The 16059-nt window shown below is 59.8% G+C and carries 14 protein-coding genes and 1 pseudogene; 2 read left to right on the top strand and 13 right to left on the bottom strand.

The features are described from left to right. Window positions 1-113: 113 nt before the first annotated feature. From RGR602_RS26245 to RGR602_RS26225, 5 genes are all read right to left on the bottom strand, one after another. Window positions 114-1022, bottom strand: coding sequence for a homocysteine S-methyltransferase family protein (locus RGR602_RS26245; protein ID WP_040114955.1), 909 nt, complete (start codon window positions 1020-1022; stop codon window positions 114-116). A 198-nt stretch (window positions 1023-1220) separates the two neighbouring features. Beyond that, a complete protein-coding gene (locus RGR602_RS26240; RefSeq protein WP_040114954.1) occupies window positions 1221-1910 on the bottom strand; it encodes an ABC transporter permease in 690 nt (229 codons plus the stop codon). Between the two features lie 12 nt (window positions 1911-1922). Beyond that, window positions 1923-2648, bottom strand: coding sequence for an ABC transporter permease (locus RGR602_RS26235; RefSeq protein WP_040114953.1), 726 nt, complete (start codon window positions 2646-2648; stop codon window positions 1923-1925). Between the two features lie 25 nt (window positions 2649-2673). After that, entirely contained in the window at window positions 2674-3447 is a 774-nt protein-coding gene (locus RGR602_RS26230; protein ID WP_040114952.1) for a transporter substrate-binding domain-containing protein, read from the bottom strand. Between the two features lie 44 nt (window positions 3448-3491). Continuing rightward, window positions 3492-4274, bottom strand: coding sequence for an ABC transporter ATP-binding protein (locus tag RGR602_RS26225; protein ID WP_040116488.1), 783 nt, complete (start codon window positions 4272-4274; stop codon window positions 3492-3494). 172 nt (window positions 4275-4446) lie between these two features. On the opposite strand from RGR602_RS26225, the gene RGR602_RS26220 reads away from it, so the two are divergent. Continuing rightward, complete coding sequence (locus RGR602_RS26220; protein WP_040114951.1) at window positions 4447-4932, top strand: Lrp/AsnC family transcriptional regulator; 486 nt, start codon at window positions 4447-4449, stop codon at window positions 4930-4932. Between the two features lie 39 nt (window positions 4933-4971). Here RGR602_RS26220 and RGR602_RS26215 read toward each other — a convergent pair whose 3' ends face one another. Further along, window positions 4972-5748: a transporter substrate-binding domain-containing protein gene (locus tag RGR602_RS26215; RefSeq protein ID WP_040114950.1), complete on the bottom strand. Its 777-nt coding sequence runs from the start codon at window positions 5746-5748 to the stop codon at window positions 4972-4974. A gap of 373 nt (window positions 5749-6121) precedes the next feature. Here RGR602_RS26215 and fba point away from each other — a divergent pair, with 373 nt between their 5' ends. After that, window positions 6122-7186, top strand: coding sequence for a class II fructose-bisphosphate aldolase (gene fba, locus RGR602_RS26210; RefSeq protein WP_040114949.1), 1065 nt, complete (start codon window positions 6122-6124; stop codon window positions 7184-7186). An 8-nt stretch (window positions 7187-7194) separates the two neighbouring features. Here the strand turns inward: fba and RGR602_RS26205 are convergent. The 7 genes and pseudogenes from RGR602_RS26205 to RGR602_RS26175 all read right to left on the bottom strand — a co-directional run bounded on the left by RGR602_RS26205 (window position 7195) and on the right by RGR602_RS26175 (window position 15914). Then, a pseudogene (locus RGR602_RS26205) lies at window positions 7195-8944 on the bottom strand (glycerol-3-phosphate dehydrogenase/oxidase). A gap of 28 nt (window positions 8945-8972) precedes the next feature. After that, complete coding sequence (locus RGR602_RS26200; RefSeq protein ID WP_040114948.1) at window positions 8973-10523, bottom strand: FGGY-family carbohydrate kinase; 1551 nt, start codon at window positions 10521-10523, stop codon at window positions 8973-8975. A 37-nt stretch (window positions 10524-10560) separates the two neighbouring features. Next, window positions 10561-11403 carry a DeoR/GlpR family DNA-binding transcription regulator gene (locus RGR602_RS26195; protein WP_040114947.1) on the bottom strand — a complete coding sequence of 281 codons (843 nt, stop codon included), beginning with the start codon at window positions 11401-11403 and terminating at the stop codon, window positions 10561-10563. A gap of 179 nt (window positions 11404-11582) precedes the next feature. After that, window positions 11583-12530, bottom strand: a complete 948-nt coding sequence (locus RGR602_RS26190; RefSeq protein WP_040114946.1) for a D-ribose ABC transporter substrate-binding protein — start codon at window positions 12528-12530, stop codon at window positions 11583-11585. 110 nt (window positions 12531-12640) lie between these two features. After that, a complete protein-coding gene (locus RGR602_RS26185; protein ID WP_040114945.1) occupies window positions 12641-13693 on the bottom strand; it encodes an ABC transporter permease in 1053 nt (350 codons plus the stop codon). A 23-nt stretch (window positions 13694-13716) separates the two neighbouring features. Further along, window positions 13717-15261 (bottom strand): sugar ABC transporter ATP-binding protein, encoded by a 1545-nt coding sequence (locus RGR602_RS26180; protein ID WP_040114944.1) that lies wholly within the window; start codon window positions 15259-15261, stop codon window positions 13717-13719. Further along, on the bottom strand, window positions 15258-15914 hold the full coding sequence (locus tag RGR602_RS26175) for a DUF2291 family protein (protein WP_040114943.1): 657 nt from the start codon (window positions 15912-15914) through the stop codon (window positions 15258-15260). Before RGR602_RS26175 ends, RGR602_RS26180 begins: the two co-directional genes overlap by 4 nt. Between the last annotated feature and the right edge of the window lie 145 nt (window positions 15915-16059).

Here is a 16059-nt window from a genome sequence, read left to right as displayed (position 1 = left end):
TAGATTCAAGCCATATGCCTCCTGATCGGTCGTATACTCATCACAGCCTCGGCTTTGTAAACTTAAGAAACCTGCGACACAAACGCGGCTTTGCAGCATTCGCTCATACAGATTCACTCCGTCATGGTCTGCTTAAGGCGATGGATATGCTCGGCACCAATGCCGCAACAACCGCCGATTATTGTTGCACCGGCCTCCGCCCAGGAGCAGGCAAAGCGCATATAGCCATCATCGTTCAGATCGTTGCGGGTAGTATGGAGGCCTTCATTTGCGCCGGAATCATTTTGCTCCCCTTCGAAGGCATTGGCATAGACACCGATCTCTACCGTGGAGCCTCTAGTCTTGAACGCACGAGATGCTGTTTCAACCGCCGCCCGCATGACTTCTGGCTTGCTGCAGTTGAACAAGAGCGCCTGCGCGCCAGACGAGGCTGCCCAATTCGCCGCATCGTCGACCCGCTCGCCGGAACGCAGCTTCGGTTCACCTCCTTTGACTTGTACCTCGTCATCGGCCAGCGTAAACGAGATCCAGAATGGCTTCCCGTTTGCGGAAACTGCAGTGCGCACTGCCTCGCCCTCGGCGATCAGGCTGAGGGTTTCCCCGAGCCACAGGTCCACAAAGGGGCTGAGCTGTTCAACTAGCACCTTGAGATAGTCCTGGACCCGCAAAGGATCAAAGTTCTGAGGTTCGTAGGAACCGAAGATTGGCGGCAGCGAACCAGCAACCAGGACTTTCCGATCCTTGACGGCATCGGCGGCTTTGCGTGCCAACTGGCCCGAGAGCGCGGTTAGCGCCGCCCCTTCCTTCTGAAACCGCTCTTCGCCGATGTGGAAAGGCACCAGCGCATAGCTGTTGGTGGTGACGACGTCCGAGCCGGCGGCGATGAATTCCTCGTGGACCTTTTGGACAATTTCTGGCGAATTGACCAGCGCCAGTGCCGACCATTCCGGCTGCTTCAATTCGGCACCGAGGCGCAGGAGTTCGCGGCTCATGCCGCCGTCGAGAATGCGCAGTCTGCTCATGGATAGGTCTCCGTAGGGGAATTAAATCTAAAGCCGGCCGCAAAGCCTGGCCGCATTTGGCGATGATGTCGTCCGCAGTTTCGAGCCGATCGACAACCGGAAGCGTCTCTGGCGGATGACCTTCCAGCACTCATTTCTGCCAGCACGGCGAAACAAGTCCGCAAAGGTGTGGAATCATGATCGATTTCCGCGTTGGCGTTAGCGTCGCGATGGCACCTGCGCCTCGAGGAGGCGGAAGGCACGAGCGATGATTGCCGTGAGAATGAGATAGAAGACAGTAACGACGATCAGCGGCTCATAAACGAGCAGCGTGTCCTGGCGCACCTTGCTCGCCACCGCGTATAGATCCATCACTGTGACGGTAAATGCGAGCGGTGTCGCTTTGAGCTGCATGACGATTTCGCTGCCGATTGTCGGCAATGCGATGCGAATGGCCCGGGGCAGCCATATGCGCCGGATCAGGGTGAAAGGACGCATGCCGAAGGCTCGGCCCGCTTCCAACTCGCCCTTGGGCACTGCGAGCAGCGCGCCGCGCAGCACTTCCGCCTCGTAGGCGGCATAGTTTAGCGTAAAGCTCACGGCTGCGAAGAAGAAGCCCTCACGCAGGATGGGCCAGAACAGGCTCTGGCGCAGGCCTGGGATCATTGGCAGCAGCGAACCGACGCCGTAATAAAAAAGCCAGAGCTGGATTAGCAGCGGCGTGCCGCGCAGGAAGGTGCAGTAGCCGCGAGCGAGATATTGCGTCACCGGGCCGCCGCTCACCTGCGCGAAGGCGAGGCCGATCGCCAGGATGAATCCGAAGACGACCGAGATCACCAGCAGCAGCACCGTCTGCGCGGCGCCCGCCAATAGAAGCGACCAATAGGAGGCTATCCACGAGAAGGTCATGCCGTGTGCTCCTTAGGCAGGCTTCGGCTGTCCGCGCCGCACATGGCGCTCGATCAGGTTGAAGGCGATATTGGAAACGAGCGTGAGAGCGAGATAGAGAAGGGCAGATGCCAGGAAGAAGATGAAATAATGCTTGGTGCTCGCGCCAGCCAGGCGAGTGGCGAGCGCCAGTTCCTGATAGCCGACGACGGCAACGAGCGCGCTGTCCTTGGTGACCGACATCCACAGATTGGCAAGGCCCGGAAGGGCGTTTGGCAATAATGCCGGCAGGATGACTCGGCGGAAACGCAGCATCGGCCCCATGCCGAAGGCCTTCGCCGCGTCGATCTGACCAACGGGGATGGCGAGGATCGCGCCGCGCAGCACTTCCGTCATATAGGCACCCTGCACGAAGCCGAGCACTGCGACGGCGACGACGAAGCCGTTCACTTCGATCGCAGGCAGATTGAGCCCGGCCAAAAGCCGGTTGAGGCCGTCCATTCCCGCATAATAGAGCCCGACGATCAAAATCAGTTCCGGAATGGCACGGATAGCCGTCGTATAGACATTGAGCAGCAAGCCGAGCGGCCTGTTGCCGGAAAGCTTGCCAAGCGCGCCTCCCGTCCCGAGCAGAATGCCGATCAGGAAAGCGCCGGCGGAGATGGCGATCGTGGAGGCGGCACCGACAAGTAGGGTTCCGCCCCATCCGGGCGGATAGGGGGAGAGCAGGTCTAATATGCCTCGTGGTTCGGTTGCCATCGTCCGGCCGGGTCCGGGATCGAGGTCAGTTCGTACCGTAGATGTCGAAGGCGAAATATTTCTTGGTGATTTCACCGTACTTGCCGCTGGCGCGCACGGCGGCGATCGCAGCATTCAGCTTTGCCTTGAGCTTAGAATCTTCCTTTCGCAGGCCGCCGGAAACGCCAGCTCCGAGAATCGCCTCGTCGTCGGCGACGTCACCCATCTTGACGCAGCAATCCTTGCCGGCGTCACTTTTCAGGAATGCATCAAGGGCAAGCGAATCCCCGAACACATAGTCGATGCGGCCGGCGGCAAGATCCTGGAATGCCTCGTCCAGGGTCTGATAGGTCTTCTCGTCAGCGACATCGGCGAAATACTTCTTATAGTATTCCGATTGGATGGTTGAGACCTGAATGCCGAGAGTTTTGTCCTTCACGTCATCGGCCGTCGCGCCGGGCTTCTGGTCTTTTGGGCCGATCAAAGTGCTCGGCGTGTTGTAATACTTCTCGGTGAAGTCAATGACCTTCGATCGCTCTGCAGTGTTTGACATCGACGACCAGATGACGTCGAATTTCTTGCTCTGCAGCGCCGGAATGAGCCCATCCCAGGAGACCTCGACAACTGAGCATTTCTCCTTCATCTGCTCGCACACGGCGTTCATCAGGTCGATTTCCCAGCCCTGCCACTCACCGGAGGCATCCTTGGCGAAAAAGGGAGGATACGATTCGTTCATGACGCCAAAACGGACTTCAGCCTGAGCCGTGATGGCAGAAATGGCAATCGTGGCGCCGGCGAGCAGCAGGGGGAGCAGTTTCATTCGTGGATTTCTCCTGTTTGGGGTATCTGTGACCAAGCAGCGGATCAATGATGGGCGAGCACGCCGGTAAATTCTCGGCAACGGGCACTGAGTGGGGCGTCGAAGATCTGCCGAGGCGATCCCTCCTCCTCGATCAGGCCCTGATGCAGGAAGAGAACGTGGCTTGAGACGTCGCGGGCAAAGCGCATCTCATGGGTGACGATCAGCATTGTGCGGCCCTCCTCCGCGAGCTCGCGGATCACCTTGAGCACCTCTCCGACCAGCTCGGGATCGAGCGCCGAGGTCGGCTCGTCGAACAGCATGACGGCCGGATCGACACAAAGCGCCCGGGCAATGGCCGCCCGTTGCTGCTGGCCGCCGGAAAGAAAGGCGGGGTATGCGTCGCGCTTTTCGTAGAGCCCAACCTTATTGAGGAGAGCGTCCGCCTTCTCGATGGCCTCGCGGCGAGCATATCCCATGACCTGGACTGGTGCTTCGATGATGTTCTCAAGAACCGTTCGATGTGCCCAGAGGTTGAAGGTCTGGAAAACCATGCCGAGGCCCGTGCGCAACCGCTCGATCTGCCGCCAGTTCACCGGCTGCATCTGCCCGCTGCGGGCGCGTTTCAAAGCGATTTCCTCGCCGTTCACGACAATGCGGCCCCGATCGGGGATCTCCAGCAAATTGATGCAGCGCAGAAATGTACTCTTCCCGGAGCCCGACGAACCGATGATCGAAATCACGTCGCCTTTACGCGCCGTTGTCGAAATGCCCTTGAGGACTTCATGTGGGCCATAGCTCTTGTGAAGATCATCCACACGAAGGGCCTGGATAGACGGTTTTGTCATGCGCGGCACCGGTTCAAATAATGTTTGGAGAATATCGCGGATAGCTGCGGTATTTGCGCGCAAATTCTGATTGTTTTGCATTTATTATGCAGAAATCTGTTTCTTATGCGTTTAATATGACAGTACACCGGTGTCGCCGGGTGATTTCGCCGTAGGAGGAGGAGGGAGCAGCATGGAAAGATTGGATGGCTTTGATCGCGACATACTCGACATCATTCAGCGCAATTGTCAGCTGACGGCGGAAACCATCGCCGAAAAGGTCGGGCTTTCGACCTCGGCGGTGCAGAGGCGGCTGAAACGCCTGCGCGAGGACGGCATCATCAAGGCAGAAGTAGCCGTCGTCGATCGCAAGGCGACGGGCACACCGATGGTGTTCATCGCCGGATTGGAGATCGAGCGTGACAACTACGATGCGCTAGCGAAGTTCCGCCTTTGGGCGGAAAAGCAGGATCACATCCAGCAAGTTTACTACGTTACCGGAGCGGTGGATTTGATTACCATTATCACGGCCCGCGACGTCGAGCATTATGACGACATCGCGGCCCTGATCATGAAAGAAAACCCGCAGATCCGGCGCATGCACACGAATGTAGTGCTGAGGGACGTCAAGTTAGGCCTATTGGTTCCGCTGAGTGCTTACGACGATCCCAGCAGATGAGGGCGGAGAATACGTCCGCTATTACGCAGCAGAGATTCCTTACTGCATTGCCGCGTCGAGTTTCTCTTTCCATCCACCGCTTTCCAGTTGCTTGCGCATGAAAGCGTCCACCGCCGCCTTTAAGGCGGGATCTTCGCGCAGCAGATAAGCATTCTGGAAATGCGTGAACGGCTCTTTGACGGCGACCGGGCACAGGACACTGGCATGCAGCTTGGACTGCAGGTCCACCTCCACGCCGTCCGTGACCATCACGTCGGCCCTGCCCGACGCAATCTGGTCAAAAATTGTCTTGTTGTCGGGAAAGACCTGGATGGACGCCTCGTCGAAATGTTCGTGGGCGAACTTGTCGTTGGTCCCGCCCGGATTGACGATTACCCGCACGGAGGGTCGGTCGATTGCATCAAGCGTGGTATATTTTTCCTTATCCTCGCAGCGCGCAATCGGTCGCTTGCCGTCGGTCACATTGGGCACCGAGAAATCGCCCACTTCGTCACGGGCTGCGTTTACGGTAATGCCGCCGAGTGCGATGTCGAACTTGCCGGCCTTGAAATCGTCCAGCATTGTTTTCCAGGTTGTGGTAACGAAGTCCGCCTTGACACCGAGATCGGCAGCAAGATCCTTGGCCATGGCGATGTCGGCACCCGTGAGGGTGCCATCAGCAGCTTTGTAGCTGAAGGGCTTGTAGTCGCCCGTCGTGCCGATCTTGATCACGCCAGCCTTCTTGATTTCCGAAAGAGCGTCGTCCGCCGCGACGGTCAGCGCCGATGTCAGACTCCACGCCACCACCAAGGTGGCCGCAAAATAGGTTCGCTTCATGGTTCCTCTCAATAGGTCGGTTGTTGCAGCGGGATCGCCGGCTGGTCGCGCGAGACTACTGACGCAGCCAAAGTTTGTCACGCCCTGCCCCCACGAGCTGGCGGGACCAACAGCTGCAGTTTCATTGAGATGTTGCGGCGGAAAAGTCCGCTTTGCCGCCTTCCTGGTCACCGTTCGATCGGTGGAGCGCATGCGTCGCTGGCTCCCCGCAAATATCATACTGTTTGTGATATTGTTATTGCGGCTTGTTACATTCCTCCTCCTATGCCATTCTGCCCTTTACAAATGGGCGCGCGAACAGCCAGCGCGCCGGGGCTCTACTTTCGACAGGATGGCGGCGTTCCGTTCGACCATCGATATGGGGAAATCTTCAATGGCACGCATCACGCTGAGGCAGCTGCTCGATCACGCTGCGGAGGAAGGCTACGGCGTTCCCGCCTTCAATATCAACAACATGGAGCAGGCACTCGCCATCATGGAGGCCGCGGACGCCTCTCATGCACCGGTTATCATGCAGGCGTCGCGCGGAGCGCGCGCCTACGCCCACGACATCATGCTGAAGCACATGATGGATGCCGTCGTCGAGATCTATCCACATATTCCAGTCTGCGTTCATCTCGACCACGGCAACGATCCGTCGAGCTGCATGACGGCGATCCAAGCGGGCTTCACTTCGGTGATGATGGACGGTTCGCTGGAGGCGGATGCCAAGACACCGGCTGACTGGGCCTACAATGTCAGCGTCACCAAGATGGTGACGGACATGGCGCATTTCGGCGGCATCTCGGTCGAGGGCGAACTCGGCGTTCTCGGCTCGCTGGAAACCGGCATGGGCGAGGCCGAGGACGGCCACGGCGCCGAAGGCAAGCTGTCGCATGACCAGCTGCTGACAAACCCCGACGAGGCCGTAAAGTTCGTGCGCGAAACCAAGGTCGATGCGCTGGCGATCGCCATGGGGACGTCGCATGGTGCCTACAAATTCACCCGCCAGCCGGATGGATCGGTACTGGCGATGAGCGTCATCGAAGAGATCCACCGGAAACTGCCGAATACGCACCTCGTCATGCACGGCTCGTCGTCAGTCCCGATCGAGCTGCAGGAGATCATCAACAAGTACGGCGGCCAGATGAAGCCGACATGGGGCGTGCCGGTCGAAGAAATCCAGCGCGGCATCAAGAACGGCGTGCGCAAGGTGAACATCGATACCGACGGCAGGATGGCGATGACCGGCCAGATCCGCCGAGTGCTGCAGGAAGATCCGAGCGAATTCGACCCGCGCAAATATCTTAAGCCGGCGATGGCTGCGCTCAGCAAGCTCTGCAAGGAGCGCTTCGAACAGTTCGGCACCGCCGGGATGGCAAGCCGGATTACGCCGCTGCCTGTGTCGGACATGGCCAAGCGCTACAAATCCGGTTCGCTCGATCCGATCTTCTCTTGAGCTGCAGCCTATGCTGACGCGGGGCGCTGTGCCTGCTTAGGCCCGGCGGCAGGCAGGCACCCTGCTTGCGAGCGTCTGGCCATGGAATTTATCAAGCTGGTTGACGACGTCCTCGATCTCGCCTGCAATGCGTTCGTCGTTCCAGCCGAGCGCAGCCCCGGCGACACCGGCGATTTCCCGCAAGCCTTCGAGCTTCAAGCGGCCTTCAATAGCAAGCGTCGTGCGCCGAAGGACTATATCGGAGAGATGTACGACGAGTTCGTTTCGAGCAATCCAGTCGACTTCCTTGAAACTGTAGTGCCCCGCGCCCGTCAGCCGCTGGTCATCGGAATATGCCGACGAGAAAGAGAGCACGGCCGCAGCCGTCGTTCCGTAGCGGCCAAGCAGTTCGTCCACGCGCTCGACCGGCGCGTCGGTCCGCGCCGCAATTTCCTTGATCCAGACGCTTCGTTGCCGCACTTCCATTGGGAAGGCCTTCCCGCCACCGATCGGCAGGTAGCGGGTCGACTTCTTGCGAACATGCTGCAGGCGCGCGAGAACGGAATCGGCAACTTCCTCGGCAAAACCGCGGAAAGTAGTCCACTTTCCGCCGACCAGCGAGATGATCGGAAACGGCCTGCCTTCTTCCGGCTCCTTCACCGGTGCGGAATGATCGCGACTGATCAGCCCCGGGGTGGTCGCGTCGGAGGCCGGCAGCGGACGGATGCCGCTATAACTGTAGACGATCTGATCACGATCGAAGCGAAGCGTCGGTAGCAGCGAGCGGATGCTATCGAGGAAATACTCGGTTTCCGGTTCCTCGCAGCGGACATTATCCGGGTCGTCGGCAGGGATATCAGTGGAACCGATGAGCGCCATCCCGAGATAGTTGTAGACGAGGCAGATGCGCCCATCGTCGGCCTCGAAATAGATCATGTGGCCGTTCAGGCTGCGAACAAGCTCAGGGTGATCCAGCAGAATGTGGGAACCCTTCGTTCCGCCGATCATCCGAGAGGGAGCGCCGAGCGCCCCATTGACGTGATCGATCCAGGGACCGGCGGCGTTCACCACCAGTTTGGGAGACACAGCAAATTCGTCGTCGTCCGGTTGCCTGAATGTCAGCCGCCCGCCGGAGACTGCCGCAAGCGTCGCGAAATTGGCGGCAAGGCTCTTCGCATTTGCCTCGAGCCCGTCCATGACGAGTTCGTAGACGAGCCGCTCAGGCCTGCTGATCTTGGCGTCGTAATAAATTCCGCCGGCAACGATTGCCGGGGTGAGGTGCGGCATTTCCTTGCGCGCCTTCTTTTTCAGGATCAACCGATGGCGCGGCATGACCTGGTCGCGTGATCCAAAGAAATCGTAGAGCCTAAGCCCGATCTTGATGAGAACGGCCCCCCGGCTGCGTGGCGCAGTCTTGGAGCCAAGCAGCGTGCGCAGCGCTGCCCAAATACCCCGTGTCCAGGAAAACACCGGTATGAAAGTAGGCAATGGCTCGACGTAATGCGGAGCGTTCTTCAGCAGCAAATTGCGCTCCAACGTCGACTGGGCGACCAAACCGAACTCGCCCGTCTCCAGATATTTCAGGCCGCCGTGAATAAGACGCGATGGCGCAGCACTCGTCCCGGAGCCGAAATCGGCCTTGTCGACGATCACGCAATTGACGCCTTGGACCGAAAGGTCGCGAAACAGTCCGGCACCATTGATGCCCGCTCCGATGATCAGAACGTCGATGTCGCCCTCTCCAAGGTTAGAGAATCGTTGCTGCATGTCGGGAGTCATGATCTTGTCGTCCTAAATCACCCACACATCAGTGCCGGGGTTCTGCCTCGTCGGTTACCGATTGCTCCGGCGCAAGGCCTGCAATTTTCGGCCAAAGAGGCGTCATTGCGTCGGCGATCTGGCGGAAGACCCGGTAGCGTTTGTCGTAGTCCGCCCTGCGTGCCGCATCCGGCTGGCACGTCTTCGCGATGCGGGTGATGTCGCGCGGATCGCTCTGCGGATTAGCATAAGCGCCGGCGCCCGATCCGGCGCAAAGAGCAGCACCCCAGGCGGCGGCCTCATCCGTTTCGGTCACGGTCACCGGTATGCCGAGCACGTCGGCGAACATCTGAACGACCAGCGGGTTGCGCGAGACACCCCCGGCAAGCCTTGCCTCTTCAAATTCAAAGCCGTCGCCAAGTGCATCGACATGGATGCGATGATTGAAAGCGATACCCTCAAGCACGGCCCGCAGCATGTCGCCTCGATCGTGCCAGCCGCCAAGTCCGAAGAAGCCGGCACTTGCCGAAGCACCATAGGGCGAACCGAACAGATAGGGATGGAAGAGCGCCGTCGATGGCCGATCGAAAGCCGCATCGATTTCCGGCGCGAGCAACGCGTGAATGGAGCTGCCTTGCACCTCGCCCTTCGTCCGCTCGCCGGCGCATAGCTTGTCGAGAAACCAGTCGTAATTCGCGGTCGATGCCGGCGAGATCGACATGTTGTTCCAGATGCCGGGCGCGATGCCGTTGCGGCAGAACCAACGCCGGTCGACCCGCGGTTCCGACGATAGCGTCTCATTGATCGAATAGGTACCGGCAATGACGGCGACGACGCCCTTGGCATAGCCGCCTGCCCCGAGCGCGGAGGCCGTGACGTCATGCAGCCCGGCCACGACCGGCGTTCCCTCGGCAAGACCGGTCAGGTGCGCCGCCTCACGTGTCACGCGCCCGATGATTTGATCAGAACGCGCGGCCGGCGGCAGAGCATGGACAAGTTTCTGCAACCCAAAGAGCCTCAGGGCCTCCTGGCTGTATTCCTGTGTCTTCACATCGGTAAAGGAGGTACTTGCCTCCGTGCGATCCGTACCGACGATGCCTGTCAGGCAAAACCGCAGCCAGTCCTTGCAGCTCAGAAAATGACCAATGCGTTTGAACCGCTCGGGTTCCATGTCGCGGATCCAGGCAAGCAGTGTCGATGGTGCGGAGACATGGGGGATCTGACCCGTGAGCTCGATGGCTTGGTCGGCGACATTGTTTTCCATCCACCGATCGATGACGGCACCGGCCCGGCTGTCCAGGGACAGGATGGCCCGGCCCAAAGGTATCCGCTCGTGGTCGAGCAGGTAGATGCCATCCCCGTGGGCCGTTGCGGCGATGCCCTGGACGTCGCTTGCCGGCCGATTGCTCAGCGTGATCGCCTCCCGAATCGCGTCTGCCGTCGCGCTCCACAATTCGTCCATGTCCCGTTCGATATGGCGGGCCTTTGGGATAAACTGGGTGACGCGGCGCCGGGCGACTGCGAGCGGCGTGCCGTCAATATCGAAGATGACGGCCTTGGTGACCGTCAGGCCACTATCGATCCCGAGCAGACTCGGCATTCGCTTTTACCTCGCTATCAGCAACGGGCTTGTCCGGTCACGAGCGCCCTCCGGCGCCCTTGGCGATGACAACGTTGATATCTCTGGACCGCATGCGGTCGATGTGCGCCGGCTGCGTCTTGTCGTCGACGATGACGACGTCGAACTCGTCCAGTGCCGCAAAACTGTGAAGCGCCCGCTGCTCGAACTTCGTGTAATCGGCAAGCAGGATGCGCTTGACGGAACAGTCGAACATGGCACGCTTGGTATCGACCGTCTCCGGGGATTGGTGTAGCACCGTGCCGTCGCTGATCGCCGACATGGAGATGAACGCGACATCGGCCCTGAGACCCCTGATCTCGTTGATGGTCATGCGACCCATGAAGGCGTTACACCAGTTGTGATACTGTCCACCGAGTGCGAGCAGCGTCACGTCGTGCATGCCCTTCAGCGCGTTCATGAGCGTGAGCGAATTGGTGATGGCCGTGACCGGTACCTTCGACGGCAGATGCGCCGCCATCTGTAGGACAGTGGTCGAATCATCGAAGAAGATGGCCTGCCCCGGCTCAACGAACTGCATCGCCGCTTCGGCGATCAGCTTCTTCTCCGCCGACTGGCGGTTTGAGCGATAGACCTCGCTTGATTCTATGAGATTGGTGGCAGCCGCAGTGACGATACCGCGCGTCTTCCTGAAGAGACCGCGGCTGACAAGTTCGTCCACGTCGCGATGAGCAGTCATCAGGCTGATCCCGAAACGGTCGGTGAGGTCTTCTATCCGCATCGAGCCTTCATTCATGACGGCCTCGGCAATCATGCGCCGGCGAGCGATCTGACGCGTCTGGCGGCTGTCGCTCGTAAGCTGGTCCAACAGATCGTCGCCCTGGCTCGTCTTCTGTGTCACGGGTCACCCTTGTCGCTGAGTTCTGGATTCCAGCTTCGTACAGTGATTGCCGCCCCAAGGCAAAAAGGCGACATGGAACGGGCGGTTGCGGTGCGCAGTCAGCGTTTCCGGCATCCGGAGAGCCGAGCAGTCTGCCGCCGTCGCTGAAAAGGGGCGCCTTTCGAGCGCCCCTTCGACGATTACTGCGACAAGACGAACGGACCCGTGTACTTGTCCACATTGTCCTTGGTGATCAGCAGGCAATCGAAAAGCTGTTTCTCGCTCTTGGCACCGGTGTTGCCGGTCCTGATGATGCTGTCTGCCTGCTTCACCGCTTCTTGGGAGAACACGGCAACCGGCTGCAGGACGGTGTACTGGAGTTCACCTGCCTTGATGGCCGCAACGGCATCCGGAGAACCGTCAAAACCGCCGACCTTGATGTTGGCGAGCTTGCCGGCTTCCTTGAGAGCGGCGATGGCGCCCAGCGCCATTTCGTCGTTGCCAGAGATGACTCCGACGATGTCCGGGTTTGCCTGCAGCATGGACTGCATCTTGTTATGTCCCTGAGTACGGTCCCAGTTGGCGACTTCCTTGGCAGCCTTCTTCAGGTCCGGATACTGCGAAAGCACGGTCTCATAGCCGTTGGAGCGCGTCGCGGCATTGTTGTCCGACGGTGCGCCGAAAAGCTCGGCATAGTTGCCCTTGTCGCCTATAGCTTCGACCCACTGCTGGGCACCGAGTGCCGCACCCTGGGCGTTGTTGGAAACGAGCTGCGCCTTCGCCAGGCCTTCCTGGTTGATTTCCGCGTTGACGAGGATAACCGGAATGCCTGCGGCAACGGCCTTCTTCACCGCACCGACGGAACCGTCAGCATTTGCCGGATCAAGGATAATCGCAACCGACTTGTTGGTGATGGCCGTATCGATCAGGTTGCTTTCAGTGTTGGTGTCACCCTTGTGCGCGCTGACCGAGGCGGTATAGCCAAGCTTTTCGGCAGCGGCTTTGGCAACGTTGCCTTCCGTCAGCCAGTACGGGTTCGACGGGTCGTTGACGATGATCGTCATCATCCCGGCCGCCCAGGCCGAGCTTGCAAGAAGCGGTGCCACAGTCGCGGCGGCGAGAAGAATGCGCATGCCTTTTTTAAACATAGTCTCTCTCCCATTAGTGAGCTCAGTTTTGCCGGAGACCCGGCGGTGCTTTCCCCAATCGGCCTTCATGGAATCCAGCCTGCCGTCGCGGATAAGTTCAGTTGACGCCGTCAGGACGATTTGACCCGGCGGCCGTATTGGATGCTGTTCATGAGGACGGCGAGAACGATCACCGCCCCGGTGAAGACGGTCTGCCAGTAGGCTGAGACGCCGATGATGACGAGGCCGTCCGAGAGGAAGCCGATGACGAAGGCCCCGAGCATTGTGCCGCGAACCGTACCGCGGCCGCCGGTCAGCGCTGCACCACCGATGACGACGGCTGCGATCGCCGTCAGTTCGTACGTGGTGCCGGCCGTCGGACCGGCGGAGGTCAGCTGCGACGACAGCACCAGGCCAGCGATCGCGGCACAGGCACCCGACAGCACATAGACGACGATCTTGACGCGCTTGACGGGAACGCCCGAAAGGTCGGCCGCACGTTCGTTACCACCCGAGGCATAGAGCCAACGGCCGAAGGCCGTGCGGCTCAGCACGATGCCGCAGACGATTGCCAGAACCGCAAGCACGATCACGCCGATCGGGATGCCTGCGAGCCGGTTGAAGCCGAGCCAATCAAACCCGGTATTGCCGAGCTCGGGGCGGCCGCCGAGATTGTTGTAGGTCAGGCCATTGGTCATCAACAGCGCAATACCGCGGGCTACATAGAGCACACCCAGCGAAGCGACGAAGGCCGGCACCTTGAGGTAAGCGATCAGCACGCCGTTGACGGCACCCACCAAAGCACCAAGCGCACATGTCATGATGACGACGGCCCAGACCGGCGGATAGAGGATGACGCCGAAATAGTTGAGCGTGACGCCTTGCATCATGAAACCGGCGATGCAGCCTGCGAGCCCCAGCGTCGAGCCCACCGATAGGTCGATGCCGCCGTTGAGGATCACCAACAGCATGCCGATTGCCAAAATGCCAAAGATCGCGACGTGCGACGCCATGATCAGGAAGTTGTTCAGCGTGAAATAGTAAGGCGACAGGAACGAGAAGACTGCGATGATGACGATCAGCGCAAAGAATGCCCGGCCTTCGAGGATGAGACGCACGACGTTGGTATTGCGCTTCTGCCCGGTGGAAACTGACTTCTTCTCGACGATGTTTGTGACTGACATACTCAGCGCTCCATAGTTCCGGGCTAGTGCGCGACCACGGCTTCGCCGGAGGCTGCCATGATCTTTTCCTTGGTGACGTGCGAGCCAAACTCGGCCGATATCCTGCCGCGGTGCATAACGATGATGCGGTGCGCGATGCTCAGGCATTCATTGACTTCGGACGTCGAATAGATGACCGCCAGTCCCTGCTTGGCGCGCTCCGACAGCAGCTTGAACACTTCGGCCTTGGCGCCGATATCGATCCCGCGGCTCGGCTCGTCGAGCAGGATCACCTTCGGCTGGGTTGCCAGCACCTTGCCGATGACGACCTTCTGTTGGTTGCCGCCGGACAGCGAGCCGATAGCTGCCGTGCCGCCATCGGTCTTTACATGCACCCGGCGGATCGCATCGTTGACGAGATCGCGCTCCCGATGGCCGGAGGTGAACAGCCCGTTTGTAAAGGCGCCGATGCTCGCAAGCGACAGATTGGATCCGACGGTCATCGTCTGGACGAGGCCATCGCGCTGGCGATCTTCGGGTACGAGGACGAGACCGCCGGCGATGCGCCCGGCGATGCTGAGCCCGCCGACGTCCTGGCCCTCGAGGAGAACCTTGCCGCCGTTCGAACGCAGGCGACCGGCGATACATTCAAGGAGTTCCGTCCGCCCGGCCCCCATCAGCCCGTATATGCAGACGACCTCGCCGGCGCGCACCTGCAACGATAGGCGGTCGACTGCATTATAGGCAGCGCCGGAAGGACCGGGAACACTGAGGTTTTCGATGGAAAGCGCCACTGCTCCGAACTGATGGCCTTGCGGTGGATTGCCGAGGTCGAAGTTCTCGCCGACCATGTTGCGGACGATCCATTCGAGGTCGATATCCTTGCGCTCCGCATAGGCCGTCATGTTCCCGTCGCGCAGCACAACGGCGTGGTGGGTGATCTGCAGGGCCTCTTCCAGATGATGCGAGATGTAGACGATCGAGACGCCGCGGCTGGTTAGGTCATGGATGACCTTGAAGAGTACTTGCACTTCGGTGGCGCTCAGTGCCGAAGTCGGTTCGTCCATGATGAGGATACGCGAATTGATAGAAAGGGCGCGCGCGATCTCGACGATCTGCTGCTGGCCGAGGCGGAGATCTTCGACGCGCGTCAGCGGATCGATGTCTTCCTCGAGCTCTTCCATGAGCGTACGTGTCTGGCGCTCTTCCTCGGCGAAGTCGACAACCCCACCCTTGATGATCTCTCGACCCATGAAGATGTTGTCACGGACGCTGAGATTGGGTGCCAGGCTGAGCTCCTGGTGAATGATAGAAATCCCGCACCCGCGCGCATGGGTCGACGATGCAAAGCTGACAGGCGAGCCGTCGAGGATAATCTCGCCGGAACTCGGCTGCACGACGCCTGAAAGGATTTTCATCAAAGTCGACTTGCCCGCGCCGTTCTCTCCGAACAGGGTCGTCACCTGGCCGCGGTGGATGTCAAAGTTCACTCCTTTCAGGGCGTGAACATTGCCATAGGACTTGGCGATATTGCGAGCGGCAAGTACAACCTCGCCCCGGCTTCCGGAGTTGCATGGCGGCTGGCTCATTTGACCTCGACCTTCACCGGCGTGACGAGCCAGTTCTTCGGGTTGATGAGCTTGAAGACACCCACCACGGTCGCCGTCTTTCCATCCAGCCTGTCAGGATCGAGGCCCGCAAAGACCGTCTTCTTCATCTCGTTGTTGATGGCCGATCCGGCATCCTGATACTGGATCTGGTTGGTAAACTGCCCGAATTCGATGGTTCCGGTCGCGTCACGGAGGTCCGTGCCATTGACCGCAGGACCGGTCTGGACACGGACCACCGTCTGGGGAGGCAACCCGTCGACTTTTATCTCGCTAATGTTTGCCTTGCGTGCGCCAAAGACACCCGTCAGAGTAACGGGGATCACCGGTCCGGTGCTCGTCGCAGTCCCGTATTTTTCGGCGGCTGCCTTCTTGTCGGCAGCGATTGCGGCCGCAAGCTCGGCGACCGCAACGGCCCGATCCTCAACATTCGCCTTAATCTTCGGAAACTGCTCTGCGCCGAAAGTCTCCGCGGAAAATGCCTGTTGGCGGACATCGTCGGCGGAGCCGATCTTGACGACCGTGGTATCGAGCGCAATCGCTCCAACGACGATGACGGCAAGCGCCGCGCTTGCGATAAGCTTGAAATTGCCGCTGCTCGGCTTTGCTGCTGCATAATCAGGCGGTGTACTCATCTCCGGACGGCCTTTGACTTGAATGGCAAGGAAAGAATGGCGAGTGCGGCAGCAATCGCAGACCGGCGGAGCCGTTGCGCCGCACCAGAGCAATAAATCGGCGTATCACCGACAGGACCGCAACCGTGCACAAAAATCCTCATTT

The sequence above is a fragment of the Rhizobium gallicum bv. gallicum R602sp genome (assembly GCF_000816845.1).
Taxonomy (GTDB): Bacteria; Pseudomonadota; Alphaproteobacteria; order Rhizobiales; family Rhizobiaceae; genus Rhizobium; species Rhizobium gallicum.
The sequence above is the reverse complement of the archived record's forward strand: the minus strand, read 5'-3'. Positions and strand labels throughout refer to the sequence as shown.

Excerpts from the sequence above, each read along its gene's own strand:
- RGR602_RS26175 (WP_040114943.1), bottom strand. The coding sequence starts at position 15,914 with ATGAGTACACCGCCTGATTATGCAGCAGCAAAGCCGAGCAGCGGCAAT.
- RGR602_RS26220 (WP_040114951.1), top strand. The coding sequence starts at position 4,447 with ATGGAAAGATTGGATGGCTTTGATCGCGACATACTCGACATCATTCAG.
- RGR602_RS26180 (WP_040114944.1), bottom strand. The coding sequence starts at position 15,261 with ATGAGCCAGCCGCCATGCAACTCCGGAAGCCGGGGCGAGGTTGTACTT.
- RGR602_RS26230 (WP_040114952.1), bottom strand. The coding sequence starts at position 3,447 with ATGAAACTGCTCCCCCTGCTGCTCGCCGGCGCCACGATTGCCATTTCT.
- RGR602_RS26215 (WP_040114950.1), bottom strand. The coding sequence starts at position 5,748 with ATGAAGCGAACCTATTTTGCGGCCACCTTGGTGGTGGCGTGGAGTCTG.
- RGR602_RS26225 (WP_040116488.1), bottom strand. The coding sequence starts at position 4,274 with ATGACAAAACCGTCTATCCAGGCCCTTCGTGTGGATGATCTTCACAAG.
- RGR602_RS26235 (WP_040114953.1), bottom strand. The coding sequence starts at position 2,648 with ATGGCAACCGAACCACGAGGCATATTAGACCTGCTCTCCCCCTATCCG.
- RGR602_RS26200 (WP_040114948.1), bottom strand. The coding sequence starts at position 10,523 with ATGCCGAGTCTGCTCGGGATCGATAGTGGCCTGACGGTCACCAAGGCC.
- fba (WP_040114949.1), top strand. The coding sequence starts at position 6,122 with ATGGCACGCATCACGCTGAGGCAGCTGCTCGATCACGCTGCGGAGGAA.
- RGR602_RS26190 (WP_040114946.1), bottom strand. The coding sequence starts at position 12,530 with ATGTTTAAAAAAGGCATGCGCATTCTTCTCGCCGCCGCGACTGTGGCA.
- RGR602_RS26240 (WP_040114954.1), bottom strand. The coding sequence starts at position 1,910 with ATGACCTTCTCGTGGATAGCCTCCTATTGGTCGCTTCTATTGGCGGGC.
- RGR602_RS26245 (WP_040114955.1), bottom strand. The coding sequence starts at position 1,022 with ATGAGCAGACTGCGCATTCTCGACGGCGGCATGAGCCGCGAACTCCTG.
- RGR602_RS26185 (WP_040114945.1), bottom strand. The coding sequence starts at position 13,693 with ATGTCAGTCACAAACATCGTCGAGAAGAAGTCAGTTTCCACCGGGCAG.